At 68.3% G+C, this 21,676-nt stretch carries 21 protein-coding genes and 1 pseudogene; 16 read left to right on the top strand and 6 right to left on the bottom strand.

What is annotated here, in order from left to right:
- Window positions 1-98: 98 nt before the first annotated feature.
- Window positions 99-722 carry a ribonuclease HII gene (locus tag NBV68_RS02650; protein WP_296306977.1) on the bottom strand — a complete coding sequence of 208 codons (624 nt, stop codon included), beginning with the start codon at window positions 720-722 and terminating at the stop codon, window positions 99-101.
- Between NBV68_RS02650 and NBV68_RS02655 the strand changes: the two genes are divergently transcribed.
- The 6 genes from NBV68_RS02655 (at window position 721) to NBV68_RS02680 (ending at window position 5,536) form a co-directional block, all read left to right on the top strand.
- Window positions 721-1,878 carry a PQQ-dependent sugar dehydrogenase gene (locus tag NBV68_RS02655; protein ID WP_296306979.1) on the top strand — a complete coding sequence of 386 codons (1,158 nt, stop codon included), beginning with the start codon at window positions 721-723 and terminating at the stop codon, window positions 1,876-1,878. The genes NBV68_RS02650 and NBV68_RS02655 overlap by 2 nt on opposite strands.
- Window positions 1,875-2,420 carry an N-acetyltransferase gene (locus NBV68_RS02660; protein ID WP_296306980.1) on the top strand — a complete coding sequence of 182 codons (546 nt, stop codon included), beginning with the start codon at window positions 1,875-1,877 and terminating at the stop codon, window positions 2,418-2,420. The genes NBV68_RS02655 and NBV68_RS02660 overlap by 4 nt, the downstream gene beginning before the upstream one ends.
- A 56-nt stretch (window positions 2,421-2,476) precedes the next feature.
- Window positions 2,477-3,031 carry a DUF1285 domain-containing protein gene (locus tag NBV68_RS02665; RefSeq protein ID WP_296306981.1) on the top strand — a complete coding sequence of 185 codons (555 nt, stop codon included), beginning with the start codon at window positions 2,477-2,479 and terminating at the stop codon, window positions 3,029-3,031.
- A complete protein-coding gene (locus NBV68_RS02670; protein ID WP_296306982.1) occupies window positions 3,028-3,636 on the top strand; it encodes a CoA pyrophosphatase in 609 nt (202 codons plus the stop codon). The genes NBV68_RS02665 and NBV68_RS02670 overlap by 4 nt, the downstream gene beginning before the upstream one ends.
- Window positions 3,626-4,810 carry a CCA tRNA nucleotidyltransferase gene (locus NBV68_RS02675; RefSeq protein WP_296306983.1) on the top strand — a complete coding sequence of 395 codons (1,185 nt, stop codon included), beginning with the start codon at window positions 3,626-3,628 and terminating at the stop codon, window positions 4,808-4,810. Before NBV68_RS02670 ends, NBV68_RS02675 begins: the two co-directional genes overlap by 11 nt.
- Before the next feature lie 195 nt (window positions 4,811-5,005).
- Window positions 5,006-5,536, top strand: a complete 531-nt coding sequence (locus NBV68_RS02680) for a hypothetical protein (RefSeq protein ID WP_296306985.1) — start codon at window positions 5,006-5,008, stop codon at window positions 5,534-5,536.
- Between the two features lie 113 nt (window positions 5,537-5,649).
- Here the strand turns inward: NBV68_RS02680 and parC are convergent, their stop codons facing one another.
- Window positions 5,650-7,959 carry a DNA topoisomerase IV subunit A gene (gene parC / locus NBV68_RS02685; protein WP_296306987.1) on the bottom strand — a complete coding sequence of 770 codons (2,310 nt, stop codon included), beginning with the start codon at window positions 7,957-7,959 and terminating at the stop codon, window positions 5,650-5,652.
- Between the two features lie 324 nt (window positions 7,960-8,283).
- Between parC and NBV68_RS02690 the strand changes: the two are divergent.
- The 3 genes and pseudogenes from NBV68_RS02690 to NBV68_RS02700 all read left to right on the top strand — a co-directional run bounded on the left by NBV68_RS02690 (window position 8,284) and on the right by NBV68_RS02700 (window position 10,126).
- Window positions 8,284-9,084 (top strand): annotated as a pseudogene (locus NBV68_RS02690) (DUF4349 domain-containing protein).
- A 100-nt stretch (window positions 9,085-9,184) separates the two neighbouring features.
- Window positions 9,185-9,712, top strand: a complete 528-nt coding sequence (locus NBV68_RS02695; protein WP_296306988.1) for a type 1 glutamine amidotransferase domain-containing protein — start codon at window positions 9,185-9,187, stop codon at window positions 9,710-9,712.
- Window positions 9,713-9,733: 21 nt separating this feature from the next.
- Window positions 9,734-10,126 (top strand): DUF202 domain-containing protein, encoded by a 393-nt coding sequence (locus NBV68_RS02700; RefSeq protein WP_296306989.1) that lies wholly within the window; start codon window positions 9,734-9,736, stop codon window positions 10,124-10,126.
- A 5-nt stretch (window positions 10,127-10,131) separates the two neighbouring features.
- On the opposite strand, the gene NBV68_RS02705 is transcribed toward NBV68_RS02700, so the two are convergent.
- The 3 genes from NBV68_RS02705 to NBV68_RS02715 form a co-directional block, all read right to left on the bottom strand.
- Entirely contained in the window at window positions 10,132-10,467 is a 336-nt protein-coding gene (locus NBV68_RS02705; protein WP_296306991.1) for a 2Fe-2S iron-sulfur cluster-binding protein, read from the bottom strand.
- Entirely contained in the window at window positions 10,464-11,558 is a 1,095-nt protein-coding gene (locus NBV68_RS02710) for a cysteine desulfurase family protein (RefSeq protein WP_296306992.1), read from the bottom strand. Before NBV68_RS02710 ends, NBV68_RS02705 begins: the two co-directional genes overlap by 4 nt.
- A 106-nt stretch (window positions 11,559-11,664) precedes the next feature.
- Complete coding sequence (locus NBV68_RS02715; RefSeq protein WP_296307004.1) at window positions 11,665-12,726, bottom strand: aminotransferase class V-fold PLP-dependent enzyme; 1,062 nt, start codon at window positions 12,724-12,726, stop codon at window positions 11,665-11,667.
- Between the two features lie 108 nt (window positions 12,727-12,834).
- On the opposite strand from NBV68_RS02715, the gene NBV68_RS02720 reads away from it, so the two are divergent.
- Window positions 12,835-13,491 (top strand): alpha/beta hydrolase, encoded by a 657-nt coding sequence (locus tag NBV68_RS02720; RefSeq protein WP_296306993.1) that lies wholly within the window; start codon window positions 12,835-12,837, stop codon window positions 13,489-13,491.
- Window positions 13,492-13,939: 448 nt separating this feature from the next.
- The gene (locus NBV68_RS02725) at window positions 13,940-14,626 is read left to right on the top strand and encodes a TonB family protein (RefSeq protein ID WP_296306994.1); all 687 of its coding nucleotides are present in this window, start codon (window positions 13,940-13,942) and stop codon (window positions 14,624-14,626) included.
- Between the two features lie 29 nt (window positions 14,627-14,655).
- Here NBV68_RS02725 and NBV68_RS02730 read toward each other — a convergent pair whose 3' ends face one another.
- Window positions 14,656-14,871: a hypothetical protein gene (locus NBV68_RS02730; protein WP_296306996.1), complete on the bottom strand. Its 216-nt coding sequence runs from the start codon at window positions 14,869-14,871 to the stop codon at window positions 14,656-14,658.
- Between the two features lie 140 nt (window positions 14,872-15,011).
- Between NBV68_RS02730 and NBV68_RS02735 the strand changes: the two genes are divergently transcribed.
- From NBV68_RS02735 to NBV68_RS02755, 5 genes are all read left to right on the top strand, one after another.
- Entirely contained in the window at window positions 15,012-15,398 is a 387-nt protein-coding gene (locus NBV68_RS02735) for a DUF3597 family protein (RefSeq protein ID WP_296306997.1), read from the top strand.
- Window positions 15,399-15,450: 52 nt separating this feature from the next.
- On the top strand, window positions 15,451-17,310 hold the full coding sequence (locus tag NBV68_RS02740; RefSeq protein WP_296306998.1) for a DUF885 family protein: 1,860 nt from the start codon (window positions 15,451-15,453) through the stop codon (window positions 17,308-17,310).
- Window positions 17,311-17,320: 10 nt separating this feature from the next.
- A complete protein-coding gene (locus tag NBV68_RS02745) occupies window positions 17,321-18,241 on the top strand; it encodes a hypothetical protein (protein WP_296306999.1) in 921 nt (306 codons plus the stop codon).
- Window positions 18,242-18,338: 97 nt separating this feature from the next.
- Window positions 18,339-19,964, top strand: coding sequence for an FAD-dependent oxidoreductase (locus tag NBV68_RS02750; protein WP_296307000.1), 1,626 nt, complete (start codon window positions 18,339-18,341; stop codon window positions 19,962-19,964).
- A gap of 106 nt (window positions 19,965-20,070) precedes the next feature.
- Complete coding sequence (locus NBV68_RS02755; protein ID WP_296307001.1) at window positions 20,071-21,636, top strand: hypothetical protein; 1,566 nt, start codon at window positions 20,071-20,073, stop codon at window positions 21,634-21,636.
- The last annotated feature ends 40 nt before the right edge of the window (window positions 21,637-21,676 follow it).

The following is a 21,676-nucleotide window of genomic DNA, read 5'->3' on the forward strand; positions in this document are numbered from 1 at the left end:
CGAAACGAGTCCGGCACAAGATGTAGAGGCCGCAGGGCTGCGCAGGACTCCAAATGCGGGGGTGTGGCGGGTAGGACTCAACCGCAAGCCAGAGCGACCTAGATCAGCACCAGCTGCGCCACCGGCGCAAAGCTGCGGCGGTGGAGCGGGCTCGGGCCGTGCAGCCGCAGCGCTTCCATGTGCTCGGCCGTGCCATAGCCCTTGTTGCGCTCCCAGCCGTAATGCGGGTGCGCCGCGGCGGCTTCGAGCATCATCCGGTCGCGCCACTCCTTGGCGATGATCGAGGCGGCGGAGATGGCGGGCTCGATCCCGTCGCCGCCGACGATCGCGCGCGCCGGCCAGCACCAGTCGGCGCAGCGGCCGTGGGGGGTGAGGTTGCCGTCGATCAGCACCTCGCGGGTCTCGCACCCCAGCGCCGCGGTCAGCGCTGCAACCGCACGGGTCATCGCCAGCATGGTCGCCATGAAGATGTTGAGCCGGTCGATTTCGTCGGGATCGACCACCGCCACCGCCCAGCCGCACCCCTGCCGGATCGCTTCGTCGAGCACCGCGCGGCGGGCGGGCGATAAGCGCTTGGAATCGTCGAGCCCCGCAGGTATCGCCGCGCCCAGAACCACCGCCGCGGCCACCACCGGCCCGGCGAGCGGCCCGCGCCCTGCCTCGTCGACGCCGATCACCAGCGGCGCGCGCGAGGCGATCAAATCCGGAGTGACCCCAAGCATGATCCGTTCTGCCCGTTTGCTCGCCGCTTTTTCGACCCCTGCGCTGATGCTGGCAAGCTGCGCCAATGCGCAAACCGGGGAAAGCGCACCCGCCGCAGCCGGAGAGGCGTTCAAGACGACCGACGTCGCCGGCTTCGAGGAACCCTGGGCGATGGCCTTCGCACCGGGCACCGCGACGCTGTTCGTCACCGAGAAGGCGGGGACGGTGAAATTGCTCGACACCAAGACCGGCGAGACCGCGACCGTCACCGGCGCGCCCAAGGTCGATTACGGCGGCCAGGGCGGGCTCGGCGACATCGCCTTCCTGCCTGCCGAGGCTGCAGGCACGCTCGCCACCCGCACGATCTATCTGAGCTGGGCCGAAGCCGGAGAGGAAGACACCCGCGGCGCGGTGGTCGGCAAGGGCCAGCTGGTCTGCTCGGCCCCCACCACCTGCACCATCGAAGGCCTGTCGGTGATCTGGCGCCAGACCCCCAAGGTCACGGGCCGCGGCCACTATTCGCACCGCCTGCTCTTCTCGCCCGACGGCAAGTATCTCTACGTCGCCAGCGGTGAGCGGCAGAAGATGCAGCCGGCGCAGGACACTGCCGCAACGCTCGGCAAGATCGTGCGCCTCAATCTCGACGGCACGCCTGCCGCGGGCAATCCGATGGCGGACCAGGGCGGCGTGACCGCCGAGATCTGGTCGATGGGCCACCGCAACATCCTCGGCATGGCGTGGGACGCCGAAGGTCGCCTGTGGGAGGTCGAGCACGGCCCGGCGGGCGGCGATGAGCTCAATCTCGTGAAGGCGGGCGCCAATTACGGCTGGCCGGTGCGCTCGAACGGCGAACACTACAACGGCAATCCGATCCCCGATCACGAAGCAGGCGACGGCTTCGCCCAGCCCGCCTTGAGCTGGAACCCGGTGATCGCGCCGGGGGGCATGATCATCTACACCGGCGACCAGTTCGCAGGCTGGAAGGGCCATGCGCTGATGACGGGTCTTGCGACGCAGGCGCTGGTCGATGTCGCGATCGACGGCGAGAAGGCACGCGAAGTCGCCCGCCACGAATTCGATTCGCGCCTGCGCGCCATCGCTCAGGGCCCCGACGGGGCGATCTGGGTGGCGCAGGACGGCAAGGGCGCGCGGCTGCTCAAGCTCACCGCCAAATGAGCGCATCCCCCCGGGCGGCCGACACCGCTACGATCATCCCGCTCGAGGCGGTCGATCCCGCCATGACCGAGGAAGTACTCGACCGCGCCTTTGGGCCGGACCGCCACGCGCGCACCGCCTACCGCATCCGCGAAGGCATGGCGTGGCTTCCCGGCCTCAGCCTCGCTGCCTTGGACGAGAACGACCTTCTGGTGGCGACGATCCAATGCTGGCCGGTGGGCCTCCAGACCAAGGAGGGGCAGGTGCCGCTGGTGATGGTCGGACCGGTCGCGGTGGTGCCCGAACGGCAGGGCGAAGGCTTCGGCGTGGGCCTGATGAGCGCGATGCTGGCCGAGGATGCGCGGCTCGCGTCGGGCGGTGGGCGCGCCCTGCCGCAAGTTCTGATCGGTGATGCCAGCTACTACGGCCGCTGGGGCTTCTCCGCGGCGATGACCGGCGGCTGGCGCTGCCCCGGCCCCTATGAACAGGACCGTCTGCTCGCGCGCGGCCACGGCCTCGCCGCCATGCCCGCCGAGGGCATGCTGGGGCCGTGGGAGGGTTGAATAAGGGAAGGTAACCCCTTCACCTTCCCCGCCCCATCTGCCATCCCCGCATAACAATGCCCTACGATCCGCCCCCGCACCTTGCCGGCCTGACCCTCGCCGAGATCGCCGCTCTGGTCGAGCAGCGCCAACTCCCCCCGGTCGAAAGCTGGTCGCCCGCCAAGATCGGCGAGAGCCACATGGTGATCGCCGCTGACGGGACGTGGTTCCATGAGGGCGGCGTGATCCGGCGCGAGGCGATGGTGCGCGCCTTTGCGAGCCTGCTCACCCGCGACGAAGCCGGACACCACTGGCTGGTCACCCCGGTCGAAAAGCTCGCCATCGAGGTTGAGGACGCGGCCTTCATCGCCACCGATTGCGTGCGCAAGGACGATGCGCTGGCCTTCCGCGTCAACACCGACGAGCTGGTGATCGCCGGCCCCGGCCATGCCTTGCGCGCGGCGGGCACGGCCGAGGAGCCTGCGCTCTATCTCCACGTACGGCGCGGCTGCGAGGCGCGCCTCAACCGCTCGACCTGGGCGCAGCTCGCCGAGATCGCGCTGGCCGAGGGGGCGGAAGAGAACGGCTGGCAGGTCACCAGCCAGGGCGAAGCCTTCCGCCTGCTGCCATGAGCCTCTACGATACCCTCGCCCGCGCCTTTGCGGAAGGTCACGCGCGCGCGATCCCCGACCTGCTCAGCGATGCGCACTTTGCGCAAGGGGGCCGCGCGACGCCCGCTGCGGTGCTGATCGCGATCACCGATGTCGCGGATGATCCGCAGGTGATCCTCACCCAGCGCCCCCGCGCGATGCGCGATCATCCGGGGCAGGTCGCCTTCCCCGGTGGCAAGCTCGATCCGGGCGAGGACGCAATCACCGCCGCTCTGCGCGAAGCCGAGGAGGAGCTCGCCCTCCCCCGCTCGGCGGTACGGGTGATCGGCACCAGCGATATCTATCACACCGGCACCGGCTTTCTGGTGACACCGGTGGTGGGCGTGGTGCCCCCCGGCCTGCCGCTCGTCCCCAACCCCGAGGAGGTCGAGGCGTGGTTCGAGGCGCCGCTCGGCCTGCTGCTCGATCCCGTCAGTTGGACCACCAATGAAGTGTTCTGGCGCGGGGCGAACCGGCGCTATCTCGAACTCGACTGGCAGGGATTTCGCATCTGGGGCGTGACCGCGGCGATCATCGCGAACCTTTCGCGCCGGATCACGCTGGAGGCTTTGCGCGATGCTGCGTGATTTGCGCGAGGCCGGCTGGACGAAGCGCGAGGGCCTGGCATTGCTGACGCGCGCGCTGGGCGCTGAAAATATCCGCTGGGTCGGGGGGGCGGTGCGCGACGGCTTGCTGGGCGTTGGCGTCGCGGATGTGGACTGCGCGTGCGTGCTCATGCCCGCCGAGGTGATCGCCGCCTGCGGCCGCGCCGGGATCCGCACCGTGCCGACCGGGATCGACCACGGCACCGTCACCGCGATCCTCAAGGACGGCCCCGTCGAGGTCACCACCTTGCGCCGCGATGTCGCCACCGATGGCAGGCGGGCCACGATCGCCTTCGCCACGGATTGGCCCGAGGACGCCGCACGGCGCGATTTCACCATCAACGCGCTTTACGCCCACCCCGAGACACTCGAGATCGCAGATTACTTCGGCGGGCTCGCCGACCTCGAGGCGCGCCGTGTGCGCTTCATAGGCGAGGCGGCTGCGCGGATCGCCGAGGATCACCTGCGGATCCTGCGCTACTACCGCTTCCAGACCCGCTTCGGGGCGGCGCTCGACGAGCAGGCCGAGGACGCCTGCGCTGAGCTTGCCCATACCCTCAAGGGCCTCAGCCGCGAACGGATCGCGAGCGAGTTGCTGGCGCTGCTCGGCCTCAACGATCCCCACCCCACCATCGCCCGGATGCGCGCGCGCGGGGTGCTGCCGGTGATCCTGCCCGAGGCTTGCCCGGCGCAGATCGCCGCGCTCGCACGCCTGATCGCCGCTGAGGCGGAGCAAGGCATCGCCCCCGATCCCGTCCGCCGCCTCGCCGCGCTGCTCCCGCCCATGCCGGAGATCGCCGAGACGGTCGCGGCGCGGCTCAGGCTCTCCAAGGCGCAGCGCGCCCGGCTGATCGCGGCGGCCGAACGCGAGGCGGACGACGCCGCCAACCCGCGCGCCCTCGCCTATCGGCTGACGCCGCCCCTCGCCATCGACCGGCTGCTGCTGACCGGCAGCGACGCGCGGGTGCTGCAAGGCTGGAGCGTCCCGGTCTTCCCGTTGAAGGGCGGCGCGATCGTCGCGCGCGGGGTGACTGCGGGGCCTGCCGTGGCGCGAATCCTCCAGGCGGTCGAAGCGCGCTGGGTCGCCGAAGCCTTCCCCGATGACCCCCGCATCGACGCGATCCTCGCAGAGGAGCTCGCCCGCGCCACCCCGTGAGTGGCACGACTCGCCGTTAACGGGGCGAAAACCGCGACGGGTGTCGCACGGAATTGCTCGGCTGCAATTGTCTCAATTATCGGACACAGGTTAGGTTTGCCCCCGCGGGCCATCCCAGCCCGCTCCCAGCCCGGACGTGCCGCCTCCCCCATTGGCACAGCAACCCTCCGGCAAATGGAACAAGGGAGTTGAACAATGAAAATCCTCAAGCAGGCGCTGCTCGCCGGTGCTCTCGCTCTCACCCCGGCTGCGGCCATGGCGCAGGATGTCGGTGCCACGATCTACGGCAATGACGGCGAGGCCGTCGGCACCGTCACCGAGGTCAATGATCAGGTGGTCGTGATCGACACCGGCAAGCACAAGGCCCCGGTGCCCGTCGGCATGGTCGCCGACGGCGAGAAGGGCAAGAGCGTCAACGCCACCAAGGCCCAGATCGATACCATGATGGACGAGCGGGTCGCCGAGGCCAATGCCAAGCGCGATGCGGCGTTGGTCGCGGGCGCGGCGGTGATCTCGGTCGGCGGGAGGCCGGTGGGCACGCTCGGCGCGGTCGACCTTGCCGCCGACAGCATCGACTTCAAGGCCGAGGGCGGTAGCGTCTTCCCGATGAAGAAGGAACACTTCGCGGTGAACCCGCAAGGCCAGCTGATGGTGCTCTACAGCAAGGACCAGATCGCCGCGGCTGCCGCGAATGCCAAGCCGGGCGCGCCGAACGGCGGGCAGTAAGGCGAAAGCGCGGCCGGGCGGGACATCCCGCCCGGCCGCTTTGCCGCGCTCAAGCAGCGCAGCGGTAGCGCAATCAATTAGGCGCTCAAGTAGCGCAGCGGTAGCGCAACCAACTACGAGAAGCGGTTCGACTTGGGGAAGCCCTGCGGCGGCATCCGCCCGGCCGCGCCGCGTGCAACCTTCCACATGCGGATCTCGGTCTCGGTGCGGGTGCGCTCGCCCGATCCGCCCATCTGCCAGCTGAGGCCGTCGGCGAGCACAAAGGTGGTCGCGTCCGCCATCCCCCCGTCGCGGTAGCGTTGCAGCTGCACCCCCTGCCCGCGCGCCATGACGGGCAGTTCTTCCAGATTGAACACCACCAGCTTGCGGTTGTCACCGACCACCGCGACATGATCGTGGCGCTCGCCGATCGGCCGGATCACCGTCAGCTTCGCGCCGTCCTTCAGGTTCACCACCTGCCGGCCCTTGCGGGTTTCGGCGAGCAGTTCGTCCATGTTCGCAACGAAGCCCTTGCCGTGGCTGGAGGCGAGCAGCAGTTTGCCACCCGCTCGGTGGACCATCAGCGCGCAGACGCTCGCCTCACTCTCGAGATCGATCATGGTGCGCACCGGCTCGCCGAAGCCGCGCGCGCCGGGGAGCTTGTCGCAGCCCAGCGTGAAGAACCGTCCGTCCGAGGCGGCGAGCAGCAGCTTGTCGGTGGTCTGCGCGTGGAGGATGAAGGCGAGGCCGTCCCCCTCCTTATACTTGAATTCCTGATCCAGTGGCACGTGACCGCTGGCGGCACGGATCCAGCCCTTTTGCGAGAGGATCACGGTCACCGGCGCCTTCTCGATCATCGCGTCCATGCTGAACGCGACGGTCGGCTCAGCCTCGGCGATCAGCGTACGGCGTTTTCCGAGCGGGGTGTCCTCGGCATAGGTCTTGCGAAGATTGCGCAGGTCGCGCTTCAACCGCGTGCGCTGCTTGGCCGGGCTTTCGAGCAGGGCGGTGAGCTCGGCCTCTTCCGCCAGCAACTCATCCTGCTCCTTGCGCAGCTGCATTTCCTCGAGCTTGCGCAAGCTGCGCAGCCGCATGTTGAGGATCGCCTCGGCCTGGCGGTCGGTGAGTTCAAACTCGGCCATCATCACCGGCTTGGGCTCGTCCTCGGTGCGGATGATCTCGATCACCCGGTCGAGATTGAGGAAGGCGATGATGTAGCCGCGCACCAGTTCCAGCCGGTCCGCGATCTTCTCAAGCCGGTGCTTGGCGCGGCGCTGGAGAATGTCGATCTGCGCGAAGGTCCAGCTTTCGAGCAGTTCCTTCAGCCCCATCACCATCGGCGTGCGACCGAACCCGGGCCGCGCGTCGAGGACGTTGAGGTTGAGGCTGAAACGGGTTTCGAGGTCGGTCAGCTTGAACAGGCTTTCCTTGAGCAGCTCGGGATCGACATTGCGGCTCTTGGGCACCAGCACGATGCGGATCGCGGTGTCGCTTTCGTCGCGCACGTCCTCGAGGATCGGCAGCTTGCGGTCGGCGATGGCCTGCGCAATCTGCTCGATCAGCTTGCCCTTGGGCACCTGATAGGGGATTTCCGAGATGACCAGCTGCCACTGCCCCCCGCCGAGCCGCTCGATACCCTGCGCGATGTCGGCCTCGTCCTTGGCTTCGGGCGCGAGGAAGCGGCCGCGCAGGCGGAAGGCGCCGCGCCCGGTGCGATAGGCCTCGCTGATCGCGGCCGCGCTGTCGATCACTTGGCCGCCGGTGGCGAAATCGGGGCCGCGGAACTTCTCCATCAGCTGATCGTGCGTGACCCCCGGATTTTCGATCAGCTCGAGCGTCGCGTCGATGATTTCCGCGACATTGTGGCTGGGGATGCTCGTCGCCATCCCCACAGCGATGCCGCTCGACCCGTTCGCCAGAAGATTGGGGAACAGGCCGGGGAAGATCTCGGGCTCGATCTCCTCGCCGTTATAGGTCGGGAGGAAATCGACCGTGCCCTCATCGAGCCCGGCCATCAGTTCCAGCGCGGTCCGGGTCAGGCGCGCTTCGGTGTAGCGGTAGGCGGCGGCGTTATCGCCATCGACATTGCCGAAATTGCCCTGCCCCTCGACCAGCGGGTAACGCAGGCTGAAATCCTGCGCGAGGCGAACCATCGCGTCGTAGACGCTGGCGTCGCCATGCGGGTGATACTTGCCGATCACGTCGCCAACCACGCGCGCCGATTTCTTGAAGGCATCGCTGGGGTTGAGCTTCAGCTGGCGCATCGCCCACAGCAGGCGGCGGTGGACCGGCTTCAGCCCGTCGCGCAGGTCGGGGAGCGAGCGGGCAGTGATCGTCGAGAGCGCATAGACCAGATAGCGTTCCGACAATGCAGCATCGAAAGGCGCATCGACGATCGCGTCGAAGCCGTCGTCAGGCGTGTCGGTTGTCGGGGGCGCGGCCATGCCCCCCCATAACAACCGCTGCGCCACCGAGGGAGAGGGGTTTCCACAGGGTTGCAAATTTCGTGTCTGCGGACCCCGCGGCAAGAATATGGCGAAATTGCGGTTGGATTGTGGTGAAAATGAGGCATGATTACGGCGAAACTGAGGCAGGGGCGCTGAGTCGCGCCCCGCCGTTCAGCTTCGTTGAGGAGAGAACCCATGCGTAAGACCCTGATTTGCGCCGTTTCCATCACTGCCCTCACCCTTTCCGCCTGCAGCAAGCCGCGGGACGACGCCGACGCCAGCTATGCCGATGGCAGCGAGACCGCCGTCGCTGCGGAGGCAATGACCGCAAGCGAACCCGTCCCGCCCGCCCCCGCGCAGCGCGCCGAGGCGGCAAGCAAGGCACTCCCCGAACTCGAAAAAATCCCCACCAGCCTCCCCCAGCTCGCCTACGAATATGACTACCGCTGGCGCCTGGAGGCGGACGCGATCGGCGCGCTCCAGCGCCGCCACGCGAGCCTGTGCGAACAGCAGGGCCCTGCCTCCTGCCAGATCATCGGCATGACCAAAACCGGCGCGGAAGAAGGCGAGGTCGAGGGCGTGCTCGAAATGGCGGTCGCCACCCGCCAGGCGCGGGCCTTCGGCGCGCTGATCGAGGACGAGGCGCTTGATGCGGGGGCCGAGCAGGTCTCGGCCGAAATCGCCTCGGAGGAACTCTCCAAGCAGATCGTCGACACCGAGGCCCGGGTGCGCGCCCGCGCCGAATTGCGCGACCGGCTGACCGAGGTGCTGCGCACCCGCTAGGGAAAGGTCAGCGAGCTGGTCGAGGCCGAACGCTCGCTCGCCGCGGTCAACGAGGAGATCGACCAGGCGAGGAGCTGGCTCAGGGAGATGGGCGGCCGCGTCGCATATAGCCGCGTCACCGTCCGCTACGAGACGGGCGGTGCCGCGGGCAGCAACTTCTTGCGCCCGGTCAAGGGCGCGCTCGGATCGCTGGGTGCGATCTTCGGATGGGTCGCGGCGCTGCTGATCCTGGCGGGCGCGGTGGCGCTGCCGCTGGGCGGGGCGTGGTGGGCGCAGAACGCGGTGCGGCGCCGCTTCGCGGCCGCCAACCCCGCTCCGGAGGCGCCGAAAGCCTCCTGACCCTCGGCCCGCCGCGCAGGCCCCGCGCTCCGCCGTGCCGGGCGGAACACGGGGCCGCGCGGCAAGCTAGACCCGGGGCACCCACCAGCAGGAGAGCCCCATGCAACGCATCCTCATCATCGCCACCGACGGTTACGAGCAATCCGAACTGACCGAACCCAAGCGCATGCTCGAAGAGTCCGGGGCGCAGGTCACCGTCGCCAGCTTGAAACCAGGGGAAATCCGCGGTTGGGACCAGAAGGACTGGGGTACGAGCGTCGCGGTCGATTGCACCATCCGCGAGGTCGCGGTGGAGGATTACGACGCGCTGCTGCTCCCCGGCGGGCAGATGAATCCCGACATCCTGCGCATGGAGCACAAGGTGATCGAACTGGTGCGCGAATTCGACGCAGCCGAAAAGCCGATCGCGGCGATCTGCCATGCGCCCTGGCTTCTCGCCGAGGCCGACATTATCGAGGGGCGCTCGCTCACCGGCTGGCCCTCGATCCGCACCGATCTCGCCAATGCCGGGGCGGCGGTGGTCGACGAGGAAGTGGTGGTCGACGGCAACCTCATCACCAGCCGAAAGCCTGCCGACATCCCCGCCTTCACCAGGGCGCTGATGGCGGCACTCGACATGGCGCAATAGCCCGCACAGGGGGGGCGCACGATGGGCTCATCCGACCGCCGCGAACTCGCCGAAGACCGCACCGACTGGGCCGAGCGGCGCACCGATTGGGCCGAAGACCGCACCATCATGGCCAACGAGCGGACCTTTGCCGGATGGATGCGCACCGGGCTTGCCGCCGCAGGCATCGGGCTCGGCTTCCACGCTCTGTTCGGCAAGCTTGAGCCGGCCTGGTTTCCCAAGGCGCTGGCGAGCGGCTTCGTGGTGATCGCGATCGTGATCTTCCTTGCCGCGCAGGCCAAGGCGGTCGCGGTCGCCCGGAGGCTCGAGGATCACCGGTCCGAACCGATGCGCGGGCTGACGCTGCGGCTGGTGGCGGGCGGGATGATCGCGGCCAGCACCGGGCTGGGCGCGGCGATCTGGATGATGCCCTAAGCCCGCTACATCCGCCGCGCGTCGGCGCTGGCAGATGGGATGGTGACGGTGAGCCCGTCCATCTCGGGCGAAAGCTCGATCTGGCACGACAGGCGCGAGGTGCGCCGCGCGCCGGCCGCGAAGTCGAGCATGTCCTCCTCCTCCTCGGCGGCAGGGGGCAGGCGGTCGAACCATTCGGGGGCGACGATCACGTGGCAGGTCGAGCACGCCATCTGCCCCTCGCACGTCCCCTCGAGCGGCAGCCCCGCCGCCTGGCCGACCCGCAGCAGGTTGTCGCCGGGCACGGCACTGGCCGCCACCGGCTTGCCGCTCTGGTCGACGAAGGTGATGGTGATGCTCACAGGCCTTGCTCCCTGACGGCGGCATTGATCATGGCGGCGGCGGAATCGATGTCCGCAAGGGTCGTATAGCGCCCGAAACCGAGGCGGATAGAGGACTTTGCTTGGCGCTCGGTGAGGCCGATGGCGCGCAGCACATGGCTGGGCCGGCCCGACCCGCTCGCACAGGCGCTCCCGGCGGAGAACATGATCTGGCGGCAGTCGCTCATCAGGCGCGCGACGTCTAACCCGTCCTTGCGGATGTTGAGATTGCCGTGCCAGCGATCCACCGCGCTGCCGTTGAGTTCCCAGCCGACGAAAGCATCGCGCGCCTTGTTCCACAAATGTTCCACGTGAAACATTTGCTCCGAGAAGCTCTCCTGCGCCACCTGCGCCGCCGCGCCGAACCCAGCGCACAAGGCGGGCGAGAGCGTGCCCGAGCGCAAACCGCCCTCTTGCCCGCCACCATGCAGCAACGGGTGGGCAACCACCCCCTCACGCACCCACAACGCCCCGATGCCCTTGGGGCCGTGGACCTTGTGGGCCGAGATGGCGATGAAATCGGCCGCGACCTCGACCGGAACCTTGCCATAGGCCTGCACCGCATCGACCAGCACCTTGGCCCCGACCTGGCGGGCGATATCCACCACCGGGGCGAGCGGGTTCCTCACCCCTATCTCGTTATTGATCGCCATGACCGCGACAAGACCTGTCGATGACGTGACATGACCCGCCAACGCATCGACATCGGCGCGGCCATCAGGTGTGACCGGCAGCACCGTAAAACGCCGCCCCTGCGCGAGGACCGCCTCGGCGCAATCGAGCACCGCGGCGTGTTCGGTGGCGAAGGTGACGACGTCGCCAGAGGTGCCAAGGATCACCGCGTTGATCGCCTCGGTCGCGCCGGAGGTGAACACCAGCCGCCCGCCCTCGGGCAAAAGCGCCGCGACACGCTCGCGGGCGGTCTCCACCGCGGCTGCGGCCATGCGGCCCATGCGGTGGGGGGAATGGGGATTGCCGAAAGTGTCGCTCTCCGGCCCGCCGAGCCACCTGAGCATGGCTTCGCGCGCTTCGGGGGCGAGTGGGGTCGTGGCTTGGTAATCGAGGTAGATCATCGATCACCCCCCTTGTCTTCCCGGGCTTGACCCGGGATCCCGCTGCCTCTGTGCTGCGGTTCAAGAAAGCGGGGCCCCGGATCAAGTCCGGGGAGACGGTGAGGGTTCAGCATAATGAGGCCCAGGCCTCGCTGAACCGCTCCAGCTCCTCGGGCGTGGTGTTCCACCCCAAGCTCACCCGGATGGTGCGCGCCGCCACATCGTCGGGCACGCCGAAGGCATCGAGCACCCGGCTTTTCTTCAATGTGCCGGAAGAACACGCGCTCCCCGCCGAGACGGCAAAGCCCATGGCGTCGAGGCGGATCAGGAGGGCCTGCGCGCTTATCGTGGGGTGGGCGACGGCGATGATGTGCGAACATTGCGGGCCGACAGCGATGGCCTCGGCCGCTGCCCAGACCGTCTGCCGGAAATCGAGCCGCTCGGCCTCATCCGTGGCCCAGCTGTCCATCCCGCCCGCTTCCAGCGCCGCCGCCAAGCCGAGCGCGCCCGGCAGGTTCTCGGTGCCCTGCCGGTAGCCGCGCTCGTGCCCGCCCGAGGGTTCGAGCAGGTTGAAATCGCGCACCAACAGCGCGCCGACGCCGATCGGGCCGCCGAACTTGTGCGCGCTGACCACGATCATGTCGGCGTCGGGCAGCGGCATCTTGCCTGCGCTCTGCGAGCAGTCGGCGAGCAGCACGCCGCCGGCCGCGCGCACTTGCCGCACGAGTTCGTGGCTGTGTTCGGCGCGTGCGCCCAACATCTGCGTCCCGGTCTCGGAGTTGAGCGACTGGAGCGCGAAAATCGCTCCGCCCTCGCCGAGCGCGGTGGCAAGTGCCTCGCGGTCGGGCTCGGCGCCGAAGTGCGGGATCGGAATGACGGTTGCATCGGGCGCTGCGCGAAACACCGCGTCATGCTCGACCGCGCTGACGATCCGGCGCCCGGCCTTCGCCCGGTTGAGCGCGATCCACAGCGCCTCGCTCGCCCCGCTCGTGAAGATCAACTCGCCTTCCCAGCCCAGCATCCGCTTGATCCGCTCGCGCGCATCCTCCAGCGCGGCGTGTGCCTTGCGCCCTTCCGCATGGGGCGACGACGGGTTCGCCCACAGCGCAAAACCTTCCTCCATCGCCGCCCGCGCCTCGTGGCGCAGGGGGGAGGTGGCGGCGTGATCGAGATAGACCCGTTCGGGAATGGTGCTGTTCCCTGTAAGAAATTGCGGTTTTCGCTATCGCCCCTATATAGGCCGCACGATTTTCGGCGCCACCCGGCGCTCGCGCGATCATTTTGTCAGGGTTCACCGATGCCGTCCGTCATCTTTCCCGGCCCCGAGGGCCGTCTCGAAGGCCGTTTCTCCCCGCCCCCGCGCCCGCGTGCGCCGGTGGCGATGATCCTCCATCCGCACCCCGAAGGCGGGGGGACGATGAACGACCGGATCGTGCAGCGGCTCTACAAGACCTTTGCCGACCGCGGATTCGCCACGCTGCGCTTCAACTTCCGCGGCGTGGGGCGCTCGCAGGGGAGCTTCGATTCCGGCATCGGCGAGCTTTCCGACGCGGCTTCGGCGCTCGACTGGGTGCAGTCGATCCATCCCGAGGCGCAGAGCACCTGGATTGCGGGCTACTCCTTCGGCGCCCTCATCGGCATGCAGCTGCTGATGCGCCGCCCCGAAGTGCGCGGCTTCATCTCGGTCGCGCCGCCGGCCAACATGTATGATTTCAGCTTCCTTGCCCCCTGCCCGGCGAGCGGCATCTTCGTGCAGGGCGCGGCCGACACGGTGGTGCAGCCGGGCGCGGTGCAGAAGCTGGTCGACAAGCTGCGCACCCAGAAGCACATCACCATCCACCACGAGGAAATCCCGCGCGCCAACCACTTCTTCGAGAACGAAATGGACGATCTGATGCGCTCGGTGGATAACTATCTGGACTTCCGCCTCAGCCCGGATTGTCCGATCAAGTAGAGCTACCCCCGCGAGTACTTGTTTGCGTGGTCGCCTCCGCGACCACGTCCTCGGCGCTGCTTCAAGCCCTGCGGGCTTGAGCGCCTGCGGCTCGCGCGCGTGCGCTCGCGGTCGCTGACGCGACCGAAATCCGTGCTTTCATGATCGACTCGCGCTGGTTCGGCCAGCCGCAGGACGGGCCGCAAGCGCGAACGCGCGCCCGCAGCGACGCGCCCACAGGGCGTGTGAGCGAGGATTTCGCATCGCGGATGCGATGCGGAACACAAGGATTCCAATCATTTCTCTACTGAAATGATTATCAAAATTACAGTACTGAAAAGCAACGCGAAATCGCTTCGCGCCTAACAAAAGTCATAGTACCTTCACAGGCGAGCGGGGACGGAGTGCCAAGCTTGCGACAAGGTGCTCCGGCCACCGCTCCCACACTGATGGAGAGAGGAGCCCCTGCATGACTTACGTGTCTGCCAATCGCCGTCCCAACGCCGCTGCGCTCGCCGGAGCTTTCGGCATTCCCGGTGCCTTCGGCGCCCTGCTGGTCGTCGGCCTGGCGGTGACGGTGACGACCGTCCCCCCGCGGCCGAACCCCTCAGCGACCCCGATCGCGGAAGTCCCCCTGCCCCCGCCCCCGCCGCCGACCCCCACGCCGGAAACCCCGCGCGACGCCAAGACGACAACCACCACCGAGACCATCCCGACCCCGATGCCGCCCAACCCCTTGCCTGTGGATCTCGGCCGGGGGGAGCCGGTCAACACCTTCCCCACAGGCGGCGAGACGCTCACCACCGGGCCGGTCGATTTCGGGATCCCGGGCCCGACGCCCAGCGCCGCCTCGCTCTATGATCCGGTCGGTGCCAGTCCCAAAGGCAACCCGGGCAAGTGGGTGAGCAATGACGACTATCGCCCGCGCTGGATCGCCGAGGAGCTGTCGGGCACCGCGCGCTTCACGCTCCAGATCGACGCGCGCGGAAAGGTGACGGGGTGCACCATCACCCGCTCGACCGGGCATCCTGCGCTCGACACGGCGACCTGCGACCTCGTCAGCAAGCGCGCCCGCTTCGATGCGGCGCGTGACGGCAACGGCAAGCCGGTGCCGGGAAGCTGGTCGAACTCGGTCACCTGGCGCATCCCGGAATAAGCCTGCCTTTCGCCGGGGGAGGCTTCCCCCTAGCTTCCTCCGGCGGCCTCTTTGACCTGCTCGATCGGCGCCTTGCCGTCCGGCGCAGGCAGCGTCCAGATCAGCACGTTGATCACTGCGATTGCCGCCAGCAGCACCATTAGCGCCGGGTTCTTCGCCTCGCCCGTCCGCCGCCACAGGACGAAGGCCCCCGCGACCAGCGCAAAGGCGGCGAGCATCACGATGGCGAGCACGATGTCGGTCATGGCGTTCCTTTGCGCTCCTGCCCGCGCCGATGTTTGTCAGGCCCTTGCGACAATAGCGTCACATGCGTGTCACGGCGGGGGAACATCGCGGGCCTAGCCTCGGTAGCAGAACACCGCGAACCTGCGGCACGAGGGAGGCTATGATGGGTATTTTCACGTCGATCAAGAACGCGATCTGGGGCGAGAAGAAGGAAGCGGCTGCACCCGCTCCGGCCCCTGCTGCCGCACCCGCGCCTGCTGCCGCAGCCCCTGCGCCGGCCGAGCCCGAGCCGCTCACCGAAGCCCAGCTGCACGCCCATATCGACGCCCTGCCCGACGCCGACAAGTTCAACTGGCAGACCTCGATCGTCGACCTGATGAAGCTGGTCGGCCTCGACCCCTCCTTCGACAACCGCAAGGAGCTGGCAGGCGAGCTCGGCATGGAGGGCTACGAAGGCACCGCCGAGCAGAACATCGCGCTGCACCACGCGGTGATGAACCTGCTGGCGCTGGAAGGCGGCAAGGTCGGCGGGATGCTCGCCGACTGAGCCCCCCCGCGCGCATTGACTTGGGCCAAGCGCGCCGCCTAACCTTGCGGGCATGAGAGAGAGCACCGCCCCGATCACCCGCCGCCAGACCCTTGCGGGTCTGGCGGGCACCTCCACGCTTGCCCTGCTGCCGGCCTGCGCCGCCAAGCCTGCACCGGCCAGCGCCAGCGGCAGCGTGAGCACGTCGCTCGCCGGCCTCGCGCCCGACGCGGCGCTCGATCGGGTCGCCTATGCCATGCTCGCCCATGAGCCCAGCCGCGCCACCGGGCTCGGGGTCGACACCGGCGAATATGCCGCGTGGCGATCAACCTTCGGCACCGGCGGGGCCGAGGGGCGCGCGGCCTATGCGGCAACGCTCAAGGAACTGGTCGCCGAGGTGCGCGCCTACCCCAAGGAGGGCCTGACCAGCGACCAGCAGATCGGTTTCGAGGTGGTCGAGACCGCCTTTGCCAGCGCGATCGAGGGCATGGCCAAGCCCTATGGCGATGTCGCGGTCGGCAGCTGGCGCAATGCGCCTTACGTCGTCATCCAGAACGTCGGCGGCTATATTGATCTGCCGCGCTTCTTCAGTTCGGGCCAGCCCTTGAAGACGCCTGAGGACATCGGCCCCTACATGGACCGCCTTGCCGAGGTGCCCGCGTTGCTCGACGGCGAGCTCGAGCGCATCCGGGACGCGCGCGGCCAAGGCGTGGTGCCGCCCCGCTTCCTGCTCGAGAAGGCCATGCGGCAGATGGAAGCGAGCCTCGCGGCGGCGAAGGAAAGCTATGCCGAGCCGCTCCGCGCATCCGGCATCGCAGGCAGCGAGAAGGCCGCAGCGCAAGCCGAACGCATCGCACAAAGCGGCATTGCCCCTGCGCTCGAGCGCCAATTGGCCGAACTGATGACCCAGAGCGGCGCCGCCAGGGATGCGGCCGGCATGTGGGCGCAGCCGGGCGGCGAGGACTATTACGACTGGGCGATCCGCGCCTCAACCACCACCCGCCTCACCCCCGACGAGATCCACCAGCAGGGCCTCGACGAACTCAAGCAGCTTCACGGCCGGATGGATCCGATCCTGCGCGAGATCGGCTACACGCAAGGCTCGGTGGGCGAGCGGATGCGCGCGCTTAGCGCTGATCCGCGCTACCACTTTGCCGAAGGCGACAAGGGCCGCGAGGAAATCTTCGCCTTCATCAATGAACGCCTCGGCTGGATCAGGTCGCAGATGCCGCGTGCCTTCAACACGCTGGTCGACCCCAACATGGAAGTGCGCCGCCTGCCGCTCGCCGAGGAGCCCGGCGCGCCCGGCGCCTATGGCGGCGCGGGGAGCAAGGACGGGAGCATCCCGGGGCGGTTCTGGATCAACTTGCGCACCACCGACCTCCACCGCAAATATGATCTGGCCGACCTCACCTTCCACGAGGCGATCCCGGGCCATGTGTGGGAGGGCGAGTTCTCCAACCGCCTGCCGCTGATCCGCTCGATCCTCGCCTTCAACGCCTTCTCCGAAGGCTGGGCGCTCTACGCCGAACAGCTCGCCGACGAACTGGGCGCCTATGACGAATTCAAGGTCGGGCGGCTGGGTTACCTGCAATCCCTCGCCTTCCGCGCCTGCCGTCTGGTGGTCGACACGGGGCTGCACCACAAGCGCTGGACACGCGAGCAGGGCCGGCAGTTCTTCGTCGAGGAAAACGGCTCGAAGGTCGAGGAGGTCGCCTCCGAGGTCGACCGCTATTGCTCCTGGCCGGGACAGGCCTGCGGCTACAAGATCGGTCACAGCGAGATCGTGAAGAACCGCGCGCGGGCGCAAGGACAGCTGGGGTCGAAGTATGACCTCAAGGGCTTCAACACCGCCGTGGTGCTGGGCGGCAACGCGCCGCTTTCGGTGATGGCCAACACGGTGAGCCGCTATATCGCGGGGGCGAAGGCATGAGGCGCGCGGCGTGGCCGCGGCGCTCGCCGTCGCCACGTTGGCCGCACCGGCACATGCGGGAATAGCCTACGACACCGAGGAAACCTGCCCGGTCGGCGGGGAGAAATTCACCTATACCACCACCGCCAGCTACACGGTCTTCGGCCAGCGGCCCGACGGCAAGCCCTATGGCAGCTGGCGCTTCCCGCTCGCCATGCCCGAATGCCCCTCGAACGCACTGGTGGTCTACCGCGAGTTCAAGCCCGAGGAAATCCCGGCCCTCGCCGCACTGGTCGCCTCGCCCGAATATCAGGCGATGCGCGGAGAGACGCAATATTTCCGCGCATCGTGGCTCTCCGCAAGGCTGGAGCCCGATGACCGCGCCGGCGCGGCCTTCCTGCTGCTCCAGGCGAGCTGGGAGGCGGACGAGGACCCGGCGCTCAAGGCCCGCTACCAGCGCGCCTTCGCAGAGGCGGCCGAAAAGATCGCGCCCGAGGCGGAGTATCTCGACACCCTGGCCCTGCGCTTCCGCCTCGCCAATGCCCGGCGCGAGCTCGGCGAGTTCGATGCCGCCCGCGCGGCGCTCGACAGCCTGCCGCTCGCCGCGCTCGATGTGCCGGAGCCGACCGATCGCAACGCCGACTACGCGGTTCGCAAGAACGCCGAGAACCGCCGCTTCCTGCTGGTTCAGGCCGCAGCGCTGCGCAAGGTGATCGAGGCGGGCGACACCTCCTCAACCCCGCTCGACCTGATGGGTGCCGATTTCGCCGGGAACGCCTGCGCCGACCTGATCGAAGCGGACGCGGCCGCCCCGCTCCCCGAACGCTGCAACGACCCCAAGGTGCGCGAACGCACGAACAGGGTGCTCGAATACCGCAAGGCGCGTACGGCCGAAGATGAGTCGATGGCGCGCGAAGTGCCTGAACAAGCCGGGGACTCCGGGGTCGACTGACCCCTCGCACGAATGCAGCAATCCTCGCGCACCGCGGCGCGTTGCAAACCGCTAACCTGACCCCATCTTGCAACGCGCAACGCGCAAGGAGGGCCGCATGGAAACACTGGGACAAGACCTCGAGACCATGCGCAGGGTGCCGCTCGCGCCCGAACATGTCGACGCGATCTGCGCGATCGGGGGAGAGAAGTTCTACCCCGCGGGCTCCATCGTCATGGAGATCGGCGAGCCGATGGACCGCTTCGTCTACATCCTCGAAGGCGAGGTCGAGGTGGTCGATCCCTACACCAATGAACGGATGCTGCCCTCCACCCTTGGCGCGACGCAGTTCATGGGCGAGATCGCCTTTCTCAACCGCAGCACCAACATCATGCGGATGCGCGCCGCGGTCGACACCCGGGTGATCGAAGCCCCGCGCGCGCCGATGCTCGAGCTGATGGGCCGCGTGCCCGAACTCTCCGACCACCTCATCACCGTCTTTGCCGCGCGGCGCCGCCGCCAGTTCGAAGCGCGCAACGACGCGATCAAGGTGATCGGCGCGGACCGCGACCCGCAGGTGCAGGCGGTCGAGCGCTTCCTGTCGCGCAACCGCATCCCGTTCCAGAGCTACGACATGGATGACCGCGACGCCGAGACCGCGGCGGTCTGCGACCTCACCGGGCACAAGCCTTCGGTGATCCTCGGCTTCAACCAGCGGCTCGATGACCCAACCCCGCGCAAGGTCGCGCAATATCTCGGCATGGACCTCGATATCTGTTCGCGGCGGACCTACGACCTCGTCATCGTCGGCGGCGGCCCGGCTGGCGTGGCGGCGGCGGTCTATGCCGGCAGCGAGGGGATCGAGGCGCTGGTGGTCGAGGACACGGCGGTCGGCGGACAGGCGGGCACGTCGAGCCGGATCGAGAACTACATGGGCTTTCCCACCGGCATCAGCGGCACCGACCTTACGTGGCGCGGGCAGGTGCAGGCGATGAAATTCGGCACGCGCTTCGTCATGCCGCGCCGGGTCGAGGCGATGAGCCGCCGCGAGGACGGGGCCTATTGCCTGACCCTCGATGACGACGATGAACTCTGCGCCCGCGCGGTTCTGGTCGCGACCGGCGTGCAATACCGCCGCCTGCCGCTGGAGAACCTCGAGGAGCTGGAAGGCGCCGGGATCTTTTACTCGGCGACCGAGATGGAAGCGCGCTTCTGCGCCAAGACCGAGGCGGTGGTGATCGGCGGCGGCAATTCGGCGGGGCAGGCGGCGATGTATCTGTCGCGCGCGGCGGCCCACGTGCATCTGGTGGTGCGCTCGGGCAGTCTGGCGGCCTCGATGTCGAGCTACCTCTCGCAGCGGTTGGAGGCCGACCCGCGGGTGACGATCCACTACCATGCACAAGTCACCGCCCTGCACGGCGAGACATGGCTTGAAGGCCTGACGCTCAAGACCGGCGAGACCGAGCGCAGGATCGATACCCGCGCGCTGTTCATCATGATCGGCGCCGCGCCCAACACCGGCTGGCTCTCAGGGCTCGCCGAAACCGACGACAAGGGCTTCGTCCTCACCGGCGCGGCGGCGGGCCAGGGTGACGATTACGCCACCACCGCCCCGGGCATTTTCGCGGTCGGCGACGTGCGCGCAGGCTCGGTCAAGCGCGTCGCGAGCGCGGTGGGCGAGGGATCGGTGGTGGTGAGCCGCATCTGGCAATATCTCGAGGACACGCGGCCCGCAGCGGGCTGATTTTTCGGAGAACGGTCGCAACAAGCCTCTGGCATTGCGCCGGATTGCCGATATGCTGCCCCATCGCACCGCCAACGCAGAGCCGGTGCCGAGGGGACGCCTAGCTATGATTTGCGCGCTGTTTCGCCTTGCCCTTGCCGCGCTTGCGCTCGGTGCCTTCGCCGCGCCCGCCGCTGCCGAATGGTATGAGGCCTCCACCGAGCACTTCGTCATCTATGCCGACGACAAGGCCGCCGACATCCGCACCTTCTCCGAAAACCTCGAGCGCTATCACAGCGCGATGGTGTTCGTGACCGGGCGCAAGGCAGAAACGCCCAGCCCCTCCAACCGCGTCGTCATTTATGTCGTGGGCGGCGAGAAGGCGATGCGCTCGCTATCGGGCGACCGGAAGATCGGCGGCTTCTACATCCCGCGCGCCGGCGGCAGCCGTGCCTTCGTGCAGGACATCCGCAACCAGCAGAACGGCTATCCCGACTTCTCGACGATCATCCTGCTCCACGAATATGCCCACCACTTCCTCCTGTCCTCGTCGCGCTTTGCCAAGCCGCGCTGGTTCGACGAGGGGGCGGCCGAGTTCTTCGCCTCGGCCAGCTTCGAGCGCGACGGCAGCGTATGGGTCGGCCGCCCGGCAGACCACCGCGCGGGCGATCTGGCCTTTGCCGATCCGGTACATGTGCGCGAATTGCTCGATCCGGCCCTCTACGAGGAAAAGAAGGTCAAGGGCTACGACACCTTCTACGCCAAGAGCTGGCTGCTCTATCACTACCTCACCTTCAACGAAGCGCGGCAGGGCCAGCTTTCCACCTATCTTGCCAGCCTTTACAAAGGTATGGAGCAGAAGGCGGCCGGAGAGGCGGCGTTCGGCGATCTCGACAAGCTGGAGCGCGAGCTGAAAGCCTATGCGCGCGCTTCGCGGATGACCGCGATCAAGCTGACGCCCGACAAGCTGTCGATCGGCACCATCACCTTGCGCCCCCTGTCCGCGGGCGAGGCGGCAATGATGCCGCTCCAGATCCGTTCGCAGCGCGGCGTGGGTGCCGAGGAGGCCGCGGTGCTGCTCGCCGAAGCGCGGGCCGTGGCGGCGAAGTTCCCCGAGGATCCCGGCGTGCTCACTGCGCTTGCCGAGGCCGAGTACGACGCGGGCAATGACGCCGAGGCCATCGCCGCCGCCGACGCCGCCCTCGCCCGCGATCCCGCGCGCGCCAATGCCTATGTCCAGAAGGGCTATGCGCTGTTCCGGCAGGCGAGCGAGGCTGATGGAGACAAGCGCGGAGCCGCCTACAGCGCCGCGCTCAAGCCGTTCGTCGCGCTCAACAAGCTGGAGAACGATCACCCGCTGCCGCTGATCTACTTCTACCGCGCGCAGGTGGAACGCGGCGCCGAGCCCAACGAGAATGCGCGCGCCGCGCTGGAGCGGGCGGCGGTTCTCGCGCCCTTCGATCACGGGTTGCAGATCAATGCCGGGATGATGCTGCTGGGCGAAGGAAAGATCACCTTTGCCCGCAGCATCCTCGCGCCGGTCGCGGCCAATCCCCAGGGCGGGTGGGCGGCGGCGCGGGCCAAGCAGATGATCGCGGCGATGGCCGATGCCCCCGAAGGCACACCGCTCCTGCTCGGCAACCTGCCCGAACCGGTCGAGGTGCCCGAGGTGGAACTCCCCGGGCCCGAGTGAGCCGACGCGCGCGCACAGCCCCCGGGGCTGCTGCGCGCGA

The sequence above is a fragment of the Erythrobacter sp. genome (assembly GCF_023653175.1).
Classification (GTDB): Bacteria; Pseudomonadota; Alphaproteobacteria; order Sphingomonadales; family Sphingomonadaceae; genus Erythrobacter.